Consider the following 20,076-nt stretch of genomic DNA (forward strand, 5'->3'; position numbering starts at 1 on the left):
TAGTTATTTAATGTATAGTTTCTCAAAATAGTCATTTAGTATTGGTATAATATAAATCATAGGTGTTTCATACGGATGAATATCATTAATAACTTCAAGAGCATCTTTTACAAGTTCTCGTTTACACTTTATTTCAACTTTACATTCTTGTCCTTCGCATATTTGACCAATTTCTCCATTAAAAGGAGATGCCTCTTCTAAAGGTCTCCAATATCCTTTCATTGAACTATAGGAAAGACAATGGTCATATTCGCCCGTTTTACATGCTCCAATTTTATTTAATTCATCCCTTAATGTTTCAATATATTCTTCAGGAATGAACACTTCAATTTTCACTTCAGTAAATTGCATATTTCATTTCACACCTTTACTTCCTAATAGTTAAACAAATAAACGATATACTTGCTCACCATCATACTCCTGTCCTAATGATATGAAACCATATCGTTCATATAAATTCTTTGCAGAGATATTATCTTTATGTACGGTTAATCTAATTTCTTTACACGCCTTAAACGTATTTTTTATTATATTAATACTTTCTTGTAATGCTGCTTTTCCATAACCATTACCTTGTTGCGATTGATCAATAATAAATCCGTTAATCCAATACATATCCGATGTCTCTATTACAACAGCATGCATAACAAAACCAACCATAAGGTCACCATCGTATATAGCGAATGGTATGTACTCTACATTGTCACCATCTGGTTTTATATATACTTTAGCAAGTGAAACTGCTACAGCGGGGACAAATTTTCTTTGATCTTCTTTAACTTGTAACTTTAATGCATCTTCCCAATTGTCTCTCGTAACAACCTTTAACTGGACATTCAATATTGTAAGCTCCTTTATCTAGAGGATGTATTTTTATATTCAACGCATTGAAATAATTCCCTTTTTCGACAGCAACTTATAACATAATTTTTATAAAATCTTGAATGAATTTTTCTGCATCTATTTCTAAAGCTATACGGGCTCCTTCAGATTTAGAGTTAGGGCGAAAATCAGCAAATGTTTGTCCTTTCGTATCTCCGTATGTATCTACATTTACTGTACGATGCACAAATTCAAAAAAACTTGGATTTACTAATCCGCTTATTGCAACCACATCATGTAGCAAAGGTCCTTCCATAGATGGATTAAGTTTTTGGTATGCGGATAGATAGTAGTCATACATTGGTTTCATTATCATATGAAATGGATTCTTTGCATTAGCTTGAATATAGTTAAATACATTTGGTGTTAACACAGCTTTGTTTGTTACATTTAAAGGGAATATGAATAAATTCTTTGCTTGATGGAAAACAATTTTACTTGCTATCGGATCTCCATACACGTTTGCCTCTGCTAATGGCGTAACGTTTCCTACTTCTAAAAAAACACCACCCATGAAATAGATTCCTTTTACATTTAGCATTAAATCATTCCATAAATTAAAAGCAATTGCTAACGAGGTAGATCTTCCTACATCAACAATCGTTAAATCTTTTCCGTACTTTATAAGAATCGCAGCAATACTGCCGAAATTATATATTGGAATAGATAATATATTTCCTGGAACATGGATGGGCCCTAATCCTTCTGCTCCGTGAATTTCAGGATAGTACGTAGTGATTTCTTCTGTAAGTGGTTTTGTTGCACCACTAATGACAGGAATGTCTTGTCTATTTGCTAACTGTAAAATATACGCTGCATTATGTGCAGCATGTATATGCTCAACATTTCCGTATCCGGTTACAATACCGACAATTTCAACTTCGGGATGCAGTAAACCATACATAATAGCAAATGAGTCATCAATACCTGGGTCTCCGAAAAATAATACTTTTTCCAAGAAATACTCTCCCCTCATAAAAACATAGAGTCATCAATAACTATGTATATGAAAAAAGCAAGTATATCTATGCGAATTTTAGAATGGATAATGTTTTACAAAATATTAAAAAGGAACTAGCCTATGCTAATTCCTTTCTTGAGTAACCATTCTCAAATTTAATTAGTTATCGTATCCTTCATAAATTGCATCATTTATTTGATTTTGTATTTTTTTATCATCAGGTACAGGTTTCCACCAATTTCCTGTAATAAATAACATAGTTAATAAATTATAACTATCACTAAAATAACTTTCTTTCTTATTCTTCATCCAATCCCAACCGCTATTTACCCACTTTTGATTATTGCTACTCGTTATACTTGCAGCAATAAACGGTGAAACAAATACAGCAGTTGGATAACTACCAATATTGGATCCATTTAATTGATAACCATCCACAATTTTAGAAGGATTTCCATTCGTTTTATTTTGAATCCATGAAGAGACTTTATCAGAAATGACTTTACTTCGCTTCTCGCCGTACATCGCATAGTCCATTACAATTCTTAAAGGTACTCGACTAGCATTATAATAATATGCATTTGTATATTCTGACTCATCTAAGAAGTCTTTAGGTGCGGGTTGTGGTGGGTTTTTTACAACGAAATCTGAAATAAGTCCTGTATTTGGAGAGTACTTATTACTAAATTGCGTATAAACATCGTACAAATTATTAATAACAGTAAGCCAAGTTTTATCACCTGTAAATTCATAAAATGCTCTAAGGTGTGACATCATCCAATCAGATGGTCTCGTATCAAGTGAACTTTTAGAATCCCAATCTCCTAAATTTAGTCGGTTATTATTTGTAACATTACTAGCTTTAATACCTTTTGTAATCATGTCTTGTGCTTCTTTCAAATAATTAACTGTTCCATTAGATCCCCACTGCTTATGAGCAAGAAGAAGAGAATACGCAATATCTAAATCTCCATCAGTAGCAGAATCAAAATGACCTTGTGCTTTTTTACTATCTGCGACAACCCATCCCATTAAATTAGGATTTTGAGAGCTTTTAAAAGTTCTAGCTGTTTTAAATAATCCGTCATATATTTTTTGAGCATTCGAATCATAACCAGCCATTAATACTGTAATTATCATCCCATACCCTTGACCTTCTGAAGTTCCAAGTGGCTTAAACCCATCCGCATCACCTGTAATCTCTCCTTTTACGTAATAACCACCAGGTAAAGAAGATAAATCATTTTTCAAATATTTCTTTTTCCAATTATCGTAGTAACTTCTTACAGAAGCATTTAAACTTTCCTGTGTAACATGATTCGGTTTTATAACACCTGCATAATTAACTTGCTGGGGAAATGGTTTCATTTCCTTTGCAGCAGCTACTTGTTGATTAACTACGGGAATAGAATTTTGTATTGAATTGTCCGTTACACTTGCTGCGAAACTAGAATTAGAAAAACTAGCTAGTCCGATTCCTACAATAGAAATACATGTAAAAATATTTCTTTTTCCATTCATTATGTTGTCAGCTCCTTTTAAAATGCTTACTACATAAAATGTAACATACAATATTTAACTGAAATACAAAATATTATATTTATCAACATAAGAAAGAAACTATATAAAAAAGTATCATAAAATTATTATTGAATTACATTATACGGATTGATTATTTGCTAAATTCCTATGTTTTTCTTTTCTTAATACCGGTATATGAGCAATCACAATTCCAAGTATAGTAATTCCTCCGCCAATTATCGAAACTAAAGTTGGCACTTCTCCTAACCATATCCAAGCAATGAAACACGCAGTTATTGGCGTTAAATATAGAGAACTTGTTGCTTCAGAAGCACCAGCACGAGATATAATATAGGCCAATGCAATATACGGGAGTACTGTTGGAAAGACACCTAAATATATAACGCTCAAGTTAACTTCAAGAGGAGCTGCTAGTATTTCTTGATAAACTCCGGGTAAGAAAATAAGCATACATACAGTACTAGACAAAATTGTATATATGGTAAATGGTAAGAAGCCGTATTTTTTTAAGTAAGATGTTTGGAAAACGAAAAATAGACTTTCTGAAATCGCCGCTAATAATATAAATAATCCCCCGCTATTCAATTGAATAGCATCGCCCTGGCTAAATGAAATTAAGGCAATTCCTGCAAAACTAATTACACCACCAAGCCAACCATTTAATTTCATTTTTTCATTCAAAAAAACAGAAGCAAGAATTGCCGTCACTATTGGAGTGACTGAAATGATTAAACTTGCAGATCCAGCATTTACTGTTTTTTCGCCGTAGTTTAATGCGATGTGATAAATAGTAAATCCTAGAGCACCAAATATAAAAATTGCTGGGATATCCTTTAAATCCGGTAGTCGTAGTTTGTATATAAATGAAAATAACAAAAGTATAAATGAGGCGATTAATAAGCGTAGTAAAGTAAGGTGTTCAGGCGTATAAGATTCAAGCCCCATACGAATTGCTGGAAAAGCAGTTCCCCATATAAGAATTGTAAAAGCGTGAGCACATATAATGCGTAAATCCCATTTTTTATTATGCATATTTTCTCTCCTTCCCTAAAAAACCAACCATTTTTAAATTACCAATTATTTCTTTTCATCATATTTAATAGTTGATACAATGTCTTCAACCAGTTATTTATCGGAAAAACCAACCACTTTGAATCTTTTAAATAAACGAAGGAGTTTTTTATATGACGACCGATAAAAAAGTGCCCAAATATCAGCAGATAATAGACTATATGAAAGAAAAAATTCAAAACGGAGAATGGCCAATTGGAAGTAAAATCCCTAGTCAGCGGCAGTTAGCAAAATTATTTCATGTAAATCGAAGTACTGTAATTACTGCGCTAGATGAACTTATGGCAGATGGTTTAATTCAAGGACAAATCGGAGCAGGAACAATTGTAACAAATAATACATGGTCATTATTAGCAACTAATCCCCCGCCTGATTGGAGTGAATATGTAAAGGCCGGTATTCATAAACCAAGTAAGTTAATGGTGCGAGAAATAAATGAAGCAGAAGCAAATAAAACGCTTATCCATCTTAGTAAAGGTGAACTTGCACCTCACCTTTTCCCGCTCGAAACTATGCAATCTATAATTAAAAACGTCAGTGAGGAATTAGATTATTTCGGATACGAAGAACAAAAAGGTTTTTACCCGTTACGTGAAGCAATAAGCAAATACGTAAAATCATTTGGAATACATGCATCACCGGGTTCTATATTAATAGTCTCTGGTGCACTCCAAGCATTACAATTAATATCAATTGGTCTTTTACATAGAAAATCAACTGTTTTACTTGAACAACCTTCTTACTTATATTCACTTCATGTTTTTCAATCAGCAAATATAAATTTATCCGGTATATCAATGGATCATCACGGTATTTTACCTAACGACTTATTAAAACGAATTAAATATAGTCAAAAGAATAATATTTTATATTCAATCCCTTGTTTTCAAAATCCAACGGGGATATTGATGTCCAAAGAGCGAAGAAAAGAAATATTAAAAATATGTGAAAAAGAGCAATTGCCTATCATCGAGGATGATATTTACCGAGAGTTATGGCTTGATGAATCACCTCCAGCTCCTTTAAAGTCGATGGATAAACATGGACATGTATTATATATTGGTAGTCTCTCTAAAACACTTAGCCCAGGACTTAGAATTGGATGGATAATTGGACCAGAACCTGTTATTGATAGATTGTCAGATATAAAAATGCAAACAGACTATGGATCCAGCTCTTTATCTCAAAGAGTAGCTGCTGAATGGATAAATGAAGGTTTTTATGAAGCACATGTAGCAAACGTAAGAATGCACCTGAAAGAACGAAGACAAATAATGATACGAGCTTTAAATAAATATTGTGCAGATATTGCATCATGGGATATTCCTAGTGGTGGATTTTTTATATGGCTAAAGGTTATACATAACATTCCGATGAAAAAACTATTTTCAGAGGCACTATCAAAAGGAATTCTTTTAAATCCGGGACGTATTTATGAAGAAGAATCAGATCAGTACATTCGTTTATCATATGGATATGCTACTCCAGAACAAATGACTAACGGAATTAAATTGCTCAGTGAATTAATTCGGAAGTTAACAGCATAAAAAAATCCTCTTTTGTTTTTGGAGGATTTTTTTATGTATCTTATTTACCACAATTTCATTTCCTGCCCTAATAAAATAAGTTCTTCATAAGGATCTCCGTCAATATTTAATACTTGAGCAAAAGCAGGTTCTGTTTTTAAACCTTGTTCCTTTAAGCGAATAACTTCCTCCCTTATATGGGGATGCTGCATTAATAGCATGTGTTCCACTATCATGTGTCTATATGCATTTTGATTACGCACTGGCTTCGGTTGAGCAAATAATTCAAATTCAAAACCTTCGAATTCAAAATTCACCTTTATCGATTCAGTACCTTTAATTTTTTTCTTTTTTATGTTGAACCCTCCATAAGAACCATATAAAGATCTCATTTCCTGCTCAAAAACATCAAAGTTATATACTTCCATTACAATATCTAAGTCAGATTGAGGAGTATCAATTCTTATAGGGATTGTCCCGCAAAGAACGGGATTATATAAAGCTAAATCCTCCATTATGTTTAGGCTATTCAAAACATCATATATTTTTTGTTGCTTGTCATTGCCCGATTGTAAATATGTAATAGATGTAAACATAGAAGTCTCTCCTTCATTTAACATAATAATCATCTCACTAAACATTTAAATCATTGGGTTTTGTTCTAGGAATACCTTTATTTCAATATATTAAGCCGAACTAACTATATTTTTCAACTTTTCTCCTATACTGCAATACTATAAAAATAAAAAAGGAGGAATTATTATGAGCATTTTTAACATTCTTTTAACCATACACATCCTATTTGGAACAATATGCTTAATCACTGGTATTGTAGCGATGGTTGCCCAAAAGAAGAAAGGAAAACATACCGAATGGGGCGAAATATATCATGCATCCTATGTTGTCATTACCCTTACGGCAATAATATTATCCATTATCAACTGGGATAAAATCGCATATTTATTTTATGTAGCAATCTTCTCTTATTCATTTGCGATTTATGGATACCTTGCACGAAAAAAACGTTGGAAAAATTGGCTCCATCACCACATTAGAGGTATGCTAGGTTCTTATATTGGTGCAGTCACCACACTTTTAGTAAATATCGGCATCCATATTCCCATTTTAAATTTACTTCCGCCAATATGGTTTTGGTTTTTACCCACTTTAATTGGTATCCCCCTCGTAGCCAGTGTATCAAAAAAATATAAAAAGCGTAGTTGAAATTAATTACATTTTGATTACTTTCTGATTATTAGAATGAAAAATTATACTCTATGTATTACAAATAATATTATGAATGCTCGTCCTATGAATATTTAAAATAAAATGCCGCCCAACAGGACGGCTCTTATTTTTACTTTACAAACGTAACATATTCACCAGAAACCCATTGATTTCCACCAACATTATACCAACCATCTTTATATCCAAACGATTGATATTTTTCACCTTGATACACGTTTTTCACAATGCCGTAATTTGTTCCAGGGCCGGTACGAACACGCAATACATCAGCGATTATAGTAACTACACCTACACCATCGTTTGATGATTGTGAAGTTGCTGGTACATTTCCTCCCGTATAACGGATGTATGATGGATCGTTATAAACCCACTGATCGCCACCGAGATTTAACCAACCATTTGTTTGTCCAAATACTTTGTAGGACTCTCCCTTCCCTAATTGACGAATAACGCCATATCCAGTACCAGGTCCTTTTCGTAAATTTACATTACTACCGTTAATATAAGCAACCCCTACACTATCATTCGACGTGGGATGAGTCACTACGTTTTGAGCACCTTTTCCAAAAGTATCCGTTCCATACCCTTTGTAGTTATATTGCAAATGCGGGCTATCCACAAATCCTTTCCAGTCACCGCCCCATTCAAAACCAATTTGTTTAGCATAACGAATTGCTGAAGCCCACGGTTCTTTATTATAGCCATTCCAATCTTCTGTACCATTCGACTGAATTGGAACAAAATCTAATGCCTGTCCTACTAAGTGATATGAGCGCATCGTTTGTGATGCTCCCTTACGAACATATTCACGTTGTTGCTCGACTGTACGGATTGTTTCATAAATTAATACTTCAATTCCATTGTCGATACAGTACTGATACCACTTAAAAGCTACAGCTTTCGTATTATCCGCTAATTTATTCAGATTATTTACGTTTCTAGTTTGGTATTTCAATATGCAACATCTCCTTTTCTATTATCATATGTAAAACTCGTCTCATGGGTTGTACATATACCTAGAACGATCCGAAGTACAAATACATAAGAAGCCAATTCATCTAAATAGATTTACATTTCTAGCTTCAAACTTTGTAAACTGAAATCGAAGCAATAAAAAAAAACGCAACCCAGGTCTTCTAGTTGCGGTTTTTGGTATTTTCTTTTTATATGCAACATGCCACCTTGCATTATTAATCCTAATATATAGGTTGTGTAAATTTTCCCTTTATGAATAACACTTCTTATTCATGACTTTTCAAATCCAATATTGAATGTAAACGATTCGGATAATTAGTAAACATCCCGTCGACTCCCCATGAAAGTAACTTTTTCATATCTTTTTCATTATCTACTGTAAATGGATGAACTTCTAATCCGTTTTTCTTTATTTTATTTACATAATCTGAATCAATATATTTGTAATTCATACCAAGACCTATGCAGTACGTTTTATACTTTTCTATCTCTAATTCTGTTAATTGAACTGCTTTTTTATAAGGTAATAATTGTACTAAAGATATATTACTATTTAAGCTATGAATCTTTTGCAGACTTTCTTCACTAAACGATTGAATAATAACTTTATCCTGTATTTCATAGTGATTAATAATTTCTAATAATTTTTCTTCCATTCCTGGATATTCATTAGGTGATTTTGTTTCAATATAATAGTTTGCGTTATGCCCAAACGTTTCAATAATTTCTGTTAATGTTGGGACTTTAGCATTTTCAAATTCTTTCTTTGCTAAGTTCGGATATTTTTCGTTGAAAAAAGAATCTGCATTTAGTTGCTTTATTTCTTCTAATGTATGCTCTTTCACTAGCCCAGTACCATTTGTTGTACGGTTTAAGGTTTCGTCATGCATTGCCACTAAATGCCCATCTTTTGTCATTTGGAGATCAATTTCTATATAATCTCCATTCATTTGTTGGCCTAATTGATATGCCGCTATTGTATGTTCAGGCGCGAACGCAGAAGCACCTCTATGTGCGATATTTTTTATATGATTTGATTGATTAATAGCTTTAGTATACTTATGTTCATTAATTTTCTGAAAAACAAAGATACTTATTATTATAAAGGCACAAATTATTGTAACGAGATATATCTTTTTCATAACAATTTATAAGCTCCTATATAAAAACAATTTAACTTGAATGATTTACTCAATTAAATGTCGATTTTCCAATACAGTCATTTTACCGATAGCTTGAAATCCCGATTTTTTATAAATATTGATTCCGTCGGGTGAAGCTTGTAATACACAATACGTATTTTTAAATTTATGTGCTTCTTGCAGCAGGAAATTGAACATAGCAGATCCGAACCCTCGTCCTCTCATTCCTTCTTTCGTTGCTATGTCATAAATACCAATACTATCTTTTGAACATATCAATGAACCAACAGTTACGATTTCACCTTCATAAAATCCTAAAAATAATTTCAGATTCTCACTGTTACATATATCAAGATTAGAAATTTGATTATAGAATGCTTGTACATGTATACCTTCTTCTGATGTGCCGAATAGATCAGCTAACGTTTCTCCAAATTTATTTATTTGTCCAGGTGAAGATGCTTGTTGAATAGTAAAACTTACTGGCATGTTTATTGTTGGGGAAATTATTTTTAAGTCTGCTACCATCGCAATGTTCTGTTCCACTTCTTTTAAACCGATTTTAATTAACTCACTTTTTATATCCCGCTCTTGCTCCTCATCCCATAACCAAACACTCATTGGAAAATTTCTTTGATAATAGTATTCTACCTCTTTATATAATTTCTCGATCCCTTCCGTTAAATTATTGTTTAGTAGAGTGATGATATTAAATGTATCGGCAGGTAATCCACAATCAACAGCAATATAATCTTTCGTTTTTTTTTATACTCATTCCGGGCACAAATTGTGCAACATATGAAGTTTTAAATGCAAAGTTATCAAGTAGTAGTTGTTTATAATTCATCAATAGTTCTCCTTTTCATAAAAAGTAACACTCGAATTTTTCTATATTAAATATAACATATTAGAAATTTACCATTTTCTATAAAAAGTACCTCTTTAAATTGTGCTCTATAGTTTAAAATAATTAAAAATGATATAACGTTGTCGGAATGAAAAAAGTGGTATATAATAAATATTAACATTACTAGTAATTATTTTAGGTATTCCTAGAATAAAGGAGCGATACATATGAAAATTACTATTTATTTCGGAAGTCATGAAGATCAAGATGTTCGTACTATGGACTGTCATTTAGATGTAGAAGATACAGAAGAGATTGTTTCTGTATCATAATATAAATAGTTAGGGTAAACCCTATCCCTTACAGCGTTTAAGGCACCTTTTATAAGGTGTCTTTTTTGTTATATTTTCATCAAAAACCCTTTACTTTATAGCGTTTTAATAGTAAAATATAAATATACGAACAAACGTTCTTTTTTTATTTTAAACGTACATGAAGGGATGATTTTAACAATGGCTCCATTAAAGCGCAGAGGAAGAAAAAAGCAAGCACCTATTATTTCAAATACAGGCTTTATCGGCTCTGTCTTTATTGATACATTGGAGTTACAAAAGAAATCCTATTATTTCGCTCGTAAAAAACTTCAAATTGTTCATCACGTACTAGATGGTCTCTCTGGAGCAACAAGTGCTTTATTTAAAGAACATAACATTTCAGCATACATGTCATGTGTGTATTTACATAAACAAAAGAAAATTGGTTTTGTTCTTTCAACGAAACCATTTGAACAAAGTGATGGCGTTGCTTATTTTGTAAATTATTTAATCGAAAAGAATTTTTACGGCGGCCATGACGAAGATATAGAATATCAAGAAGTATTTAATACAGGTTTTATCGGTGTAGTATTCGCTGATTTATCTAGTATAGATCGCTTTAATTTCGAGTTTGAAATGGGTATGTTAACGAAATTAATGAAAGATATGATTATTCCGGTTAAAGAACTCTTTTTACGCCACAATGTACCGGCATACATTTCCACTTCTCATTTAGAAGAACAAAACAAATTAGGTTTCGTTCTATCTGTCAAACCATATGATGAACGTGCAGAAGCAGATTTATATTTTGAAGCGTATTTAAAAGAGCGCGGGTTATTTATTGGTGATGAAGAAGATGATATTGATAAGATTGTTATTAGAAAAACAGCTGAATTACGATAGAAAAGCGCAGGATTAGCATCCTGCGCTTTTTAAGTTACGTTAAACACTATAATCTTTTGAATGAATTTCTAAATTAAACTTATTTGCTAAAATTTTATTCAAAGTAAAAAATACAATCCCCCCTGCAATGGGAAGCGTGTAGGCTGGAATGAAATTTAATAATAGTCCTGATATTGCAAGTGCTATTGGTTGCATTATTTTACCTAAGCTTAATCCAATACTAAGAACTCTTCCTCTATATTCTTCAGGAATCTCATTTTGCATGAAATACATTAAAGGAATATCAATTTGTGCTATCATAAATCCTAAAAAGAACATAATCATGCAATACGTAGTAACATATACCAAATTATTTACTACAATAGATTTAAATAAAACAGGTATCCCTGAAACTATCATAAAAATTGCCAACATAAAACTTATTTTTTTCAATAGATAAGAATAAGAATAACAATCAGTTATCTTTTTCACTAATATTGCACCAACTATCATACCTATCGGAAAAGTCCCTTGAATCATACCAAATTGCTTAGAATTAAGATTGAGAACTGTGTTAATAATGTATGGCAACGGAACGGTTACAGCAAAGCCTAAAAAGAAATTAAGGGAAATTAAAATACTAAAAGTATTTTTTAAGCTTTTCCGCTCCAATAAGTAAGCGTATCCCTCCTTTATATCTTCAATAAAATTAATTTCTCTAATTGAACATTCCTCATTTATGTTTTGCTCGCACAATTTAAAGTTTATAAACAATATGGATATAGCCGAAAGGATAAATGAAATACCGTTAATAATTATAAAAGTTTTCATATCAAAGACTGCAAAAACAATGCCCCCTAACATAGGCCCTAAAATTAAAGATATAGAATCGATAATTTTACTTATAGAATTAATACTCATTAACCGTTCTTTAGTAACCATATTCGGTTTTACGGCCTCTAATCCTATTCCAAAAAACGTTGTAAATACGGTCATAAGAAAGGTAGTAGTATAAATAATGAATAAGTTTAATCCATAATAGTTGCTTAATATATAAACAGTTATTAATAAGCACCCGCTTAATACATCCATGCAAACGACGAGTTTCTTTTTATCAACCTTATCAGCAATGACACCGGCAAATGGATTCATAACAATCATTGGAATCGTTCCTAAAATAAGCGTAATCGCGAAATTTAAAGCAGATCCGGTTATTTGTAATACATACAATCCTAATGCGAAACTATAAATAGAGCTACCAAATAGTGATACTGTTTTTGCAATTGAATATAAACAAATATTTCTTAGTTCTTGGTTTCTATTTTTATTTTCTATATGTAATCGTAAACTTCCCATCATTTCCCCCCCTGCATAACTTTGTATTACGTACATTGTAAGTTCTTGGGTCAGCCCAATAGCAATATGTACGATTTGAAAAGTTTTAAGGGAAAATAAATAAAAGATGGAGTTAACCCCATCTTTTTCCGAAAAATGAATATGTATAAATTTCTTCTCCTTGAACAAAGAAATCTTCGTACTTTCCGCCTCTTTTTAAATAATTTGAAGTGCTTTCATCAATCGATTGAAACTGTAAATTTTGGATTTCTTTCGTTACTTTTGCAGATGTAAAATTCCCTCGGAGTCTAGGTGCAATTTGGCTATTTATACTAAATTTATTAAATAAAATAAATGAACTTAATAAATAACAATTGTGTTTAAAAAGGGAATTTAATTCGTGCAATAAGAACTCCTCATGTTCAAAACTATAATTACTTGTACCTGATTGATCGATTACAATATCAATAGAACTACTCTGAATAGGTATGTTTAGAAAGTCGGCACAAATAAATACAATATTTCTTTTCACATTTCTTCTCTCAATTACATCTTTTAAAAGTAAAAGTTTATTCAAATCTCGATCAACAGCAATATATAAACAATCTTCCGGTAGTTCTTCATAAATATTTCGTAAAAAGAACCCAATACCAGACCCTAAATCAAGTAGTATTTTTTCATTTAAATCTAGTTGCATTAGTTTCTTTTTTGACCATTCTCCTCCTCTTTGAACATTTTCCAAAAAAGCAGTATCGGTTTCATGAATATAATCCGAAATAGAATCTTCAAGTGATGTCTTTTCATACGCTTTCAACGAGTTACCAGCTGTTAAAACCCCTGAAATAATCGCGTATTCTTCACCACAATTACAAATTAACTTTCCTTCAATAATTTGATTCTTATTAATAATCCCATCTTCAAGAATTAAATTTCCGTTACACTTAACACATTTAAATAAATGAAGTACTTTTAAATCTACCCCTAAAATTGAACTCGAGATTTCAGTTTCTATAGATAAATTATGTAACGCTTCCTTTAATTTATCCCGTTTCTTCTCCAAAAGTTCTATTTCCTGTTCCATTTCGTCATATTTTAGTTTAAATAAAGATTGGTAAAAGGTAATTTTTTCGTAATTCATAGATTTCGCTAAATTTTTATAAAAAAATAGTTCTTTAATTTCATTCAAGCTAAACCCTAAATCTTTGTAATGTAATATAAGTTCTAAATCTCTTTGACAATACTCATCAAAAAAATAGTGCCCTCCTTTTTTTTCAGGAATAATGAGGCTGAGATCCATATAATGTCTAATTGTATCAATACTTATGTTATTTACTTCACCAAACTTACCGATTTTCATAATATCCCTACCATTTAAATATTTTTTTATATAGATTTCTATTTTTATCTTTAAAAATCCTTTCACCTTTTTTTATCAGCATTATTTACGGAATAAACAAATAGTATTATTTATATTGTTGTGCCTAATAATATAACATGCAACTTTTGGTTTTATGTATGTTATATTGTCAGTATCAAAATTATTAAACCTAAATAGATTTATTACTCTCTACTTAATGAAATGTACCTATAAACGGACATTATAGCATCGCTTTATTGAATTGTTGGAGTAGGATTACTGTAGAAGGTTACATAGGGGGAGCGTCAGGAAAATGCCGATTTACAATGATAAGGGAATTCCAAATTAAAAAGCGCAATTTCTCTGCAAATCAAAACAGAGAAATTGCGCTTTTTAATTATTTCATTTTTTTATTGAATTCATTAACTGGAAGAAGTATTCAGGTTTATGAGTCTTATTTAGGTTATACCATGAATGTAATGCATCTGGTGTAAATACATCTATTTTTTTCAGTACCTCCCTTGCAAATTCCAGAGGAGCTATTCCTGATGCAGTAACTAAATTCGCATCAGATACCGCAGATCCCAACTCATAAAACTTTTCTCCTTTATAGTTAGGACATACCATTTTAGTATATTCTAAGTTATTACTTGTATGCTTTCTAGTATCCAAGTATCCCATATTCGCTAGGGCATCAGTTGCACCACAAATTGCAGCAACAATAGTGCCAATCTTTAGAGCTTGGCCAATTCTTTCCAAGATAGGTTGATGAATTTCTTCGCTCCAAGTAGTCCCTCCTGGTAAAATTAAAAGATCTTTACTCTCAAGAGTACATTCATCAAGGGAAATATCTGGTTTTATGCTCAGTCCTCCCATAGTAGTAATCATTTCTTTATTAGCTCCTACTGTAATTACTTTTAAAGGTGCTAAATCTTTTTTGAAATATCTTCCTGAATTTAGTTCAGCAATTAAATATCCATATTCCCAGTCCGACATTGTATTAAATACATATAGAAAAACTTTTTTTGTTTGCATCCAATAACACTCCAATCACAATTTATATAGCTATTATAATATAACTTCCCTGACAGTTAACGTCAGGGAAGTTATCATACTTGATGAAATTTTATTAATTCCAACAGAACTTCAATAAGTCTTTTCTTAAGACTTATTGGCTCAATAACTTTAATAGATTTATTGTACGGTAAAAGTAAATAAGGTACATAGGTATGTATCGTATCTTTTTCAAGAAGAAAAACAGCTTGATTTGAAGTCCGTTCTTGTAAATAATGTCCTAAAAACCAATGTTGGCAAATATCAGCTAATACATTTTTATCCCCATTAATAACCAAAGAAATAATATCTTTCTTATCTTCTATAGTTGGAAGAAGACTTTTTATAAAAAAGTCCCGTGCCGAAAAATTTTCTGGCCGGTTAAACTTATTTTCCGTTAACATTAAACTTTCAATTCGATCTACTCTAAAACTACGGATATCATTCCTAAGATGACAAAATCCAATCACATACCATTTATTATTCCAATAGATAATTCTGTATGGATCGACCAATCTATAATTTAATTTCTTTTCATCATTTTTATGGTAAAGAAATTTTACTGAGTACCCGTCAACTACGGCCTGCTCCAACTCCTTCAAAAAAGTTTCTATAGAGAGCGGACTTAATCGACTTATTACTTCAAGACTAGTTAAATGTTGATTTATCTTTGTTTCCTGCTCTTGATTTGAGTATTTACTTAGTTTTGAAATGGCCCTATTTAATGCTTCACCTCCATAATACCCGGCTTCTTCTGCAAAAACAGCAGCATGAAATAGTGAAGTTTGCTCCTCAAAATCAAAAAAAAGAGGGGCTTCAATAAAATTGTTCAATAAAGTGTATCCGCCGTTATGTCCTGGTTCTGAAATTATAGGTACTCCACTAGTTGAAATTGTATCAATATAACGATACACAGTCCTTATATTCATCTCTAACTTTTCTGAAATTTGTTTCGCAGTAATTTTTTCACCTGAACGAAGCATCCAAAGAATTGCTAACATATTGTCAATTTTAGGCATATAATTTCACCTCTATATGAAACTTATTTTCTATTAGGCCCGACACGACCCAAAAAAGAAAATTGCACGTTAAGGAAATATTTTACATACAAAACCCGATTCTCATGTATTTAAAGAATCGGGTTTTTATTACTTTCTTTTAATTTTAGTTTCCCATAATGGACGTAATTTTTCAAAATTAACCTTTTTCTTATTGATCCTTATTTACGTCCCTCTCCTCTCTATTTAAATAATCGCTTATAAAAACAAAGTGCGAAAAGGGATTACATTTTTAAATGTCGAAACCTTGTATCATGTACAAGATACTTTGGAAGACTATTTTGAAATAAAAGAAGAAATCAGTGATAGATATTTTATTTGAAAGCAAATGGAAATTTCAAAGCAGGTTACAGTTTAATATAAGAAAGCCTTGAGGTGATGAAATATGCACATACCAATGGAAGAAGAGATACGTTCATACTTAATAATAGGTTTTTCAATCGTCATATGTATTGCAATTTTGTATACAATATACTTATGGATAAGACATAAAAAAAAGGGTTATTTATGGGTTATATTTCATTTTTTAACTTTAAGCTTTGGGATAAGTATATTCATCAATGTATTAACTGGGAATTCCACGAATGAAGTTATGACTTCTGAAGATAATTCAATAAAAATAGCAGAAGTTGGATTAATTTGGATGGTCAGTGTGTTATTTCTTTTGAAAGGATTAACTGATTTATCAAGAAATAATAATTAAATATACTAATCTAGGACATCTAAATTATTAGATGTCCATTTTATTTTTCACTCCATTAAAATCAAAAACATTTCGACAAATGCCATAAAAATACATGTTAAAAAAAGGATAATTGTCGTTTGGACAGAATTAATAGTTCTGAGTAAATATTAAAGAGCGAGGAGAAGTAATAAATGAAAAAAACTAAATGTTTAAAAAAGATCTTACCAATATTAGGACTAGCTACTTTGTTAGCTGCCCCTAATTCAAGTAGTGCAGCAATTAGAGATACTGATTTTTCGGTTGGTAGTTCATTCCCATGGTCACCATACGATTATAGTGGACTCTCTTTCACTGCCTATAGTGATCCTTATGAAATGGTCGGAGCATTTAATAATATCCGATTTGATTCTACTGCTACTAATCTACATAACTCTGCATATTATTTAACTCTTGAAATCAACAATGTAAGCGATAATCTATACCATACTGGGTGGTATTATACGAACTTACCAGACCCTGGTTTTGATACAGATAATGATAATGGAGATCAATTCGTCGAAGAAGCTGAAGTTTATGTTAACAGCCTAACTGCGATGATTGAAGCTCATAAATATTATGCATTCCAAACGACTTGGCGAAAAGTAACAGATTCCGCTAGAAGTGGGACCCTTAATTTCATTGTTCAAAGGTCAGCATGGAATCCAACAAACAATGAAATGGAAGGTATACATTATGATTTAATTGATCAAACATCGTGGTATTTGGCTCCGACGTTAGCTAAAGAACAACAAACACTTTCGAAAAATGGAAAAGGAATTAATAAACCACAAGAAACAACAAGAGAAGATAAAGAGGCTAGTAATGAAGTAATGCAGGCTATTTCGCATAAAAAAGCTGGTAGAGAAAAGTTTTCAGTAATTCCAAAAGTGAATAATAAACAAGAATTTAAAAAATATAAGGAAAAACAGATTGAAATTGCACAAAAAATTGATTCAATATCAGAAGGTGTAATAACTTTCAAAGAACCTCTATCAATTGAACAATTACAAGAATTACAGCAAAAATATAACTTCAAAATAAAGTCATATGAAATTAAAGCTAATGATCAAGACGGAAATTGGGTAACTATATCTGGGACACAAAAAGGAACACAACTTTTTGATCAAAATAAGTTTGATGATGTTACAAGAAATCAAAATGTTAAATTTATTGGTGTTACAAGTGCAATTATAGAAATGGAAAACTTTTCAGTTAATAAATTAAACTCTATGCAAAATGATAATAACATCTTTTTAGTAGATATATCATCAGAGTATATAAAACAGATAAAAAATGACAAAAACCTTCATGTTAGGGTACCAGATTTAGCTTGGAAAATAGACAAATTACAATAACATTTGCATACTAGATGTAAAATGAAATTTAGAAAAATGGATGATAATTATTGATCATCCATTTTTTATTTGAACGAAAATTAACTGGTTCCCTTAGCTCTAGTTTAAGTATTGAGGAAGAGGTGATATAGTTAATCTTAATTGGTTAGTAACTAAAAATTCAGATCCTACGAAAGGAGCTTATAGATACATTAGATGTCAAGTAAATTAATTAGATGGAAAACTGAAGATATAACTTTTAAAACTCTTAGAGAATCAGAAGTATGGGCAGATTCTATTGCAAATGAAATATATGGGGAAACAATTAATGGGTATATAACTCCTGATTATAAGATAGCCTATGCTCTTGCGTTTTTCTTAGCTTCAACTTCTCATTTTATAGTCCATACAGAAAAGGAAGCTATAAAAGAATCTTTTATTTATAAAGTTTGGGTAACTGTTGTAACTAATAATGAATAAGGATAGAAAAAGAGCCAGTTTTACAATGGCTCTTTATATTTTTGAATACTATTTTAATTACTTGGAATTCAACATCAATAACCGATTCCTTAACGTACAAGGAATCGGTTGATTTGTGTCCAAAATGTGTCTAAACGTACAATTTTCCCAAAATGATATGGTGACCCCCAGTAGGAAAAGGTTTATATTTTTAATCTCAAATCAAGTCAAGGAATTGTGGTTGCTCCCCCAAAACGATAAAATAAGATTTTTGTTTCAAGTTAACACAAATTTCGTTCTAGAGTGCTATAAAAATTCAACTTGATGATGGCGTGCACCATTTATAAATAAAAAACCCGTGAACTATTCACGGGTTTTACTTTAATAACTAATTGCTATTGTTCCCTCACCTGCATGAACCGCAAATGAAATTGGTAATGGATATAATTTGAAATCCATTTCGGGGAATGCTTGTTTAATATCTGCAATCCATTCTTCCGCTCCAGCTTTATCGTTAGCATGGAACATATGAAGTACTTCTGGTAATTCTTTTTCAAGTTCATTTTTAATATATTCTCGACATTTTTGGATTTTACGAACTTTCTTTTCAAGTAAAAGCTCTCCACCTTTTACTTCTAGTATTAAGTTCACACTTAATAAACTTCCAAGTAAAAATTGAATACCCTTTACACGACCACTCGCATATAAACCTTTTAAACTCTTTGGGAATACATGAAAAGGTCTTCTTTTTTCATCTACTAATGTTTTGTGTATATCTTGTAAAGTCATACCATCATTGTATAACGATTTCGCTTTTCTAATTAGTTCATCCATTGGATAACTTGTTGTTTCACTGTCTAATACCGTTAATGGAAAACCTGCCATTTCTGCAGCTAACTTCATATTTTGATAGGTTCCACTTACTTTTCCGCTAATAGCAACTGCAAATCCTTCTTCATATTCTTCTTTGCATTTCGAAAATAACTCTACCATTTCCCCTATGTTAGGCTGTGATGTAGTGACAGTTTTACCTTCGTTCAAAGCATTATAAACGCGCTCACGCACACCTTCTTCACAATCTTTGTACGACACACCATCAATAATAACTTCAATTGGGATAACAAAGTTATCTCCTTCTGTTTTAAAACTCGCAGTTGTACTATCAGTAATCCAAGCAACACGATTCATGTTGTTCCTCCCTTAATTCAATTCCTCTTTTCTAATTTTTCTATATATTTATGTTATGAAAAGAGAATATCCCTGTAATAGTAACAGGACTTTATTGTTTTGGCTATAGTAGATGCATATTAAATGTGACTATTTCTTGTCTATTTCACAAATAAAAAAGAAAATCAAGGAATTTGCT

At 31.4% G+C, this 20,076-nt stretch carries 19 protein-coding genes and 1 pseudogene; 6 read left to right on the forward strand and 14 right to left on the reverse strand.

The genetic code is table 11. The annotated features are described in order from the left end of the window. Nucleotides 1–3 precede the first annotated feature (3 nt). From cutA to MKY38_RS09035, 5 genes are all read right to left on the reverse strand, one after another. The gene (gene cutA, locus MKY38_RS09015; protein WP_341048740.1) at nt 4–351 is read right to left on the reverse strand and encodes a divalent cation tolerance protein CutA; all 348 of its coding nucleotides are present in this window, start codon (nt 349–351) and stop codon (nt 4–6) included. A gap of 30 nt (nt 352–381) precedes the next feature. Continuing rightward, nucleotides 382–840: a GNAT family N-acetyltransferase gene (locus MKY38_RS09020; RefSeq protein WP_065224924.1), complete on the reverse strand. Its 459-nt coding sequence runs from the start codon at nt 838–840 to the stop codon at nt 382–384. 76 nt (nt 841–916) lie between these two features. Continuing rightward, nucleotides 917–1,840 (reverse strand): nucleoside hydrolase, encoded by a 924-nt coding sequence (locus MKY38_RS09025; RefSeq protein WP_341048741.1) that lies wholly within the window; start codon nt 1,838–1,840, stop codon nt 917–919. 162 nt (nt 1,841–2,002) lie between these two features. Then, entirely contained in the window at nt 2,003–3,364 is a 1,362-nt protein-coding gene (locus tag MKY38_RS09030) for a glycosyl hydrolase family 8 (RefSeq protein WP_065224925.1), read from the reverse strand. 138 nt (nt 3,365–3,502) lie between these two features. Beyond that, nucleotides 3,503–4,417: a DMT family transporter gene (locus tag MKY38_RS09035; RefSeq protein ID WP_000551623.1), complete on the reverse strand. Its 915-nt coding sequence runs from the start codon at nt 4,415–4,417 to the stop codon at nt 3,503–3,505. Nucleotides 4,418–4,569: 152 nt separating this feature from the next. On the opposite strand from MKY38_RS09035, the gene norG reads away from it, so the two are divergent. Next, entirely contained in the window at nt 4,570–6,003 is a 1,434-nt protein-coding gene (gene norG / locus MKY38_RS09040; protein ID WP_065224926.1) for an efflux pump transcription regulator NorG, read from the forward strand. Between the two features lie 44 nt (nt 6,004–6,047). On the opposite strand, the gene MKY38_RS09045 is transcribed toward norG, so the two are convergent. Further along, nucleotides 6,048–6,578: a DUF4269 domain-containing protein gene (locus MKY38_RS09045; RefSeq protein WP_065224927.1), complete on the reverse strand. Its 531-nt coding sequence runs from the start codon at nt 6,576–6,578 to the stop codon at nt 6,048–6,050. A 166-nt stretch (nt 6,579–6,744) separates the two neighbouring features. On the opposite strand from MKY38_RS09045, the gene MKY38_RS09050 reads away from it, so the two are divergent. Continuing rightward, nucleotides 6,745–7,206 (forward strand): DUF2306 domain-containing protein, encoded by a 462-nt coding sequence (locus MKY38_RS09050; protein WP_341048744.1) that lies wholly within the window; start codon nt 6,745–6,747, stop codon nt 7,204–7,206. Nucleotides 7,207–7,339: 133 nt separating this feature from the next. Here MKY38_RS09050 and MKY38_RS09055 read toward each other — a convergent pair whose 3' ends face one another. The 3 genes and pseudogenes from MKY38_RS09055 to MKY38_RS09065 form a co-directional block, all read right to left on the reverse strand. After that, nucleotides 7,340–8,185: an SH3 domain-containing protein gene (locus MKY38_RS09055; RefSeq protein WP_065224928.1), complete on the reverse strand. Its 846-nt coding sequence runs from the start codon at nt 8,183–8,185 to the stop codon at nt 7,340–7,342. A 286-nt stretch (nt 8,186–8,471) separates the two neighbouring features. Then, nucleotides 8,472–9,347, reverse strand: a complete 876-nt coding sequence (locus tag MKY38_RS09060; protein WP_065224929.1) for a glycerophosphodiester phosphodiesterase — start codon at nt 9,345–9,347, stop codon at nt 8,472–8,474. 45 nt (nt 9,348–9,392) lie between these two features. Then, nucleotides 9,393–10,194: pseudogene (locus tag MKY38_RS09065) on the reverse strand (GNAT family N-acetyltransferase). Nucleotides 10,195–10,706: 512 nt separating this feature from the next. Between MKY38_RS09065 and MKY38_RS09070 the strand changes: the two are divergent. Continuing rightward, nucleotides 10,707–11,411: a hypothetical protein gene (locus MKY38_RS09070; protein WP_065224930.1), complete on the forward strand. Its 705-nt coding sequence runs from the start codon at nt 10,707–10,709 to the stop codon at nt 11,409–11,411. Nucleotides 11,412–11,450: 39 nt separating this feature from the next. On the opposite strand, the gene MKY38_RS09075 is transcribed toward MKY38_RS09070, so the two are convergent. The 4 genes from MKY38_RS09075 to MKY38_RS09090 form a co-directional block, all read right to left on the reverse strand. Further along, a complete protein-coding gene (locus MKY38_RS09075; RefSeq protein ID WP_065224931.1) occupies nt 11,451–12,746 on the reverse strand; it encodes an MFS transporter in 1,296 nt (431 codons plus the stop codon). 112 nt (nt 12,747–12,858) lie between these two features. Further along, a complete protein-coding gene (locus MKY38_RS09080; protein WP_078384544.1) occupies nt 12,859–14,082 on the reverse strand; it encodes a methyltransferase domain-containing protein in 1,224 nt (407 codons plus the stop codon). Nucleotides 14,083–14,484: 402 nt separating this feature from the next. Beyond that, nucleotides 14,485–15,117: a type 1 glutamine amidotransferase family protein gene (locus MKY38_RS09085; RefSeq protein ID WP_001193598.1), complete on the reverse strand. Its 633-nt coding sequence runs from the start codon at nt 15,115–15,117 to the stop codon at nt 14,485–14,487. A 74-nt stretch (nt 15,118–15,191) separates the two neighbouring features. Then, nucleotides 15,192–16,154, reverse strand: a complete 963-nt coding sequence (locus tag MKY38_RS09090) for a helix-turn-helix transcriptional regulator (protein ID WP_341048746.1) — start codon at nt 16,152–16,154, stop codon at nt 15,192–15,194. Nucleotides 16,155–16,578: 424 nt separating this feature from the next. Between MKY38_RS09090 and MKY38_RS09095 the strand changes: the two genes are divergently transcribed. The 3 genes from MKY38_RS09095 to MKY38_RS09105 all read left to right on the forward strand — a co-directional run bounded on the left by MKY38_RS09095 (nt 16,579) and on the right by MKY38_RS09105 (nt 18,731). After that, nucleotides 16,579–16,896, forward strand: a complete 318-nt coding sequence (locus MKY38_RS09095) for a hypothetical protein (protein WP_065223105.1) — start codon at nt 16,579–16,581, stop codon at nt 16,894–16,896. A 173-nt stretch (nt 16,897–17,069) separates the two neighbouring features. Next, nucleotides 17,070–18,272, forward strand: a complete 1,203-nt coding sequence (locus MKY38_RS09100; protein WP_114556017.1) for a hypothetical protein — start codon at nt 17,070–17,072, stop codon at nt 18,270–18,272. 210 nt (nt 18,273–18,482) lie between these two features. After that, entirely contained in the window at nt 18,483–18,731 is a 249-nt protein-coding gene (locus tag MKY38_RS09105) for a hypothetical protein (RefSeq protein ID WP_065223108.1), read from the forward strand. Nucleotides 18,732–19,091: 360 nt separating this feature from the next. Here MKY38_RS09105 and MKY38_RS09110 read toward each other — a convergent pair whose 3' ends face one another. After that, nucleotides 19,092–19,898 (reverse strand): DegV family protein, encoded by an 807-nt coding sequence (locus MKY38_RS09110; protein ID WP_065223103.1) that lies wholly within the window; start codon nt 19,896–19,898, stop codon nt 19,092–19,094. Nucleotides 19,899–20,076: the final 178 nt, after the last annotated feature.

Origin of the sequence: Bacillus sp. FSL R5-0585, from assembly GCF_038004545.1 — a bacterium.
GTDB lineage: Bacteria > Bacillota > Bacilli > Bacillales > Bacillaceae_G > Bacillus_A > Bacillus_A cereus.

Coding starts and splice junctions, on each gene's coding strand:
- cutA (WP_341048740.1), bottom strand. CDS start 351: ATGCAATTTACTGAAGTGAAAATTGAAGTGTTCATTCCTGAAGAATAT.
- MKY38_RS09030 (WP_065224925.1), bottom strand. CDS start 3,364: ATGAATGGAAAAAGAAATATTTTTACATGTATTTCTATTGTAGGAATC.
- MKY38_RS09035 (WP_000551623.1), bottom strand. CDS start 4,417: ATGCATAATAAAAAATGGGATTTACGCATTATATGTGCTCACGCTTTT.
- norG (WP_065224926.1), top strand. CDS start 4,570: ATGACGACCGATAAAAAAGTGCCCAAATATCAGCAGATAATAGACTAT.
- MKY38_RS09045 (WP_065224927.1), bottom strand. CDS start 6,578: ATGTTTACATCTATTACATATTTACAATCGGGCAATGACAAGCAACAA.
- MKY38_RS09050 (WP_341048744.1), top strand. CDS start 6,745: ATGAGCATTTTTAACATTCTTTTAACCATACACATCCTATTTGGAACA.
- MKY38_RS09060 (WP_065224929.1), bottom strand. CDS start 9,347: ATGAAAAAGATATATCTCGTTACAATAATTTGTGCCTTTATAATAATA.
- MKY38_RS09070 (WP_065224930.1), top strand. CDS start 10,707: ATGGCTCCATTAAAGCGCAGAGGAAGAAAAAAGCAAGCACCTATTATT.
- MKY38_RS09075 (WP_065224931.1), bottom strand. CDS start 12,746: ATGGGAAGTTTACGATTACATATAGAAAATAAAAATAGAAACCAAGAA.
- MKY38_RS09080 (WP_078384544.1), bottom strand. CDS start 14,082: ATGAAAATCGGTAAGTTTGGTGAAGTAAATAACATAAGTATTGATACA.
- MKY38_RS09085 (WP_001193598.1), bottom strand. CDS start 15,117: ATGCAAACAAAAAAAGTTTTTCTATATGTATTTAATACAATGTCGGAC.
- MKY38_RS09090 (WP_341048746.1), bottom strand. CDS start 16,154: ATGCCTAAAATTGACAATATGTTAGCAATTCTTTGGATGCTTCGTTCA.
- MKY38_RS09095 (WP_065223105.1), top strand. CDS start 16,579: ATGCACATACCAATGGAAGAAGAGATACGTTCATACTTAATAATAGGT.
- MKY38_RS09100 (WP_114556017.1), top strand. CDS start 17,070: ATGAAAAAAACTAAATGTTTAAAAAAGATCTTACCAATATTAGGACTA.
- MKY38_RS09110 (WP_065223103.1), bottom strand. CDS start 19,898: ATGAATCGTGTTGCTTGGATTACTGATAGTACAACTGCGAGTTTTAAA.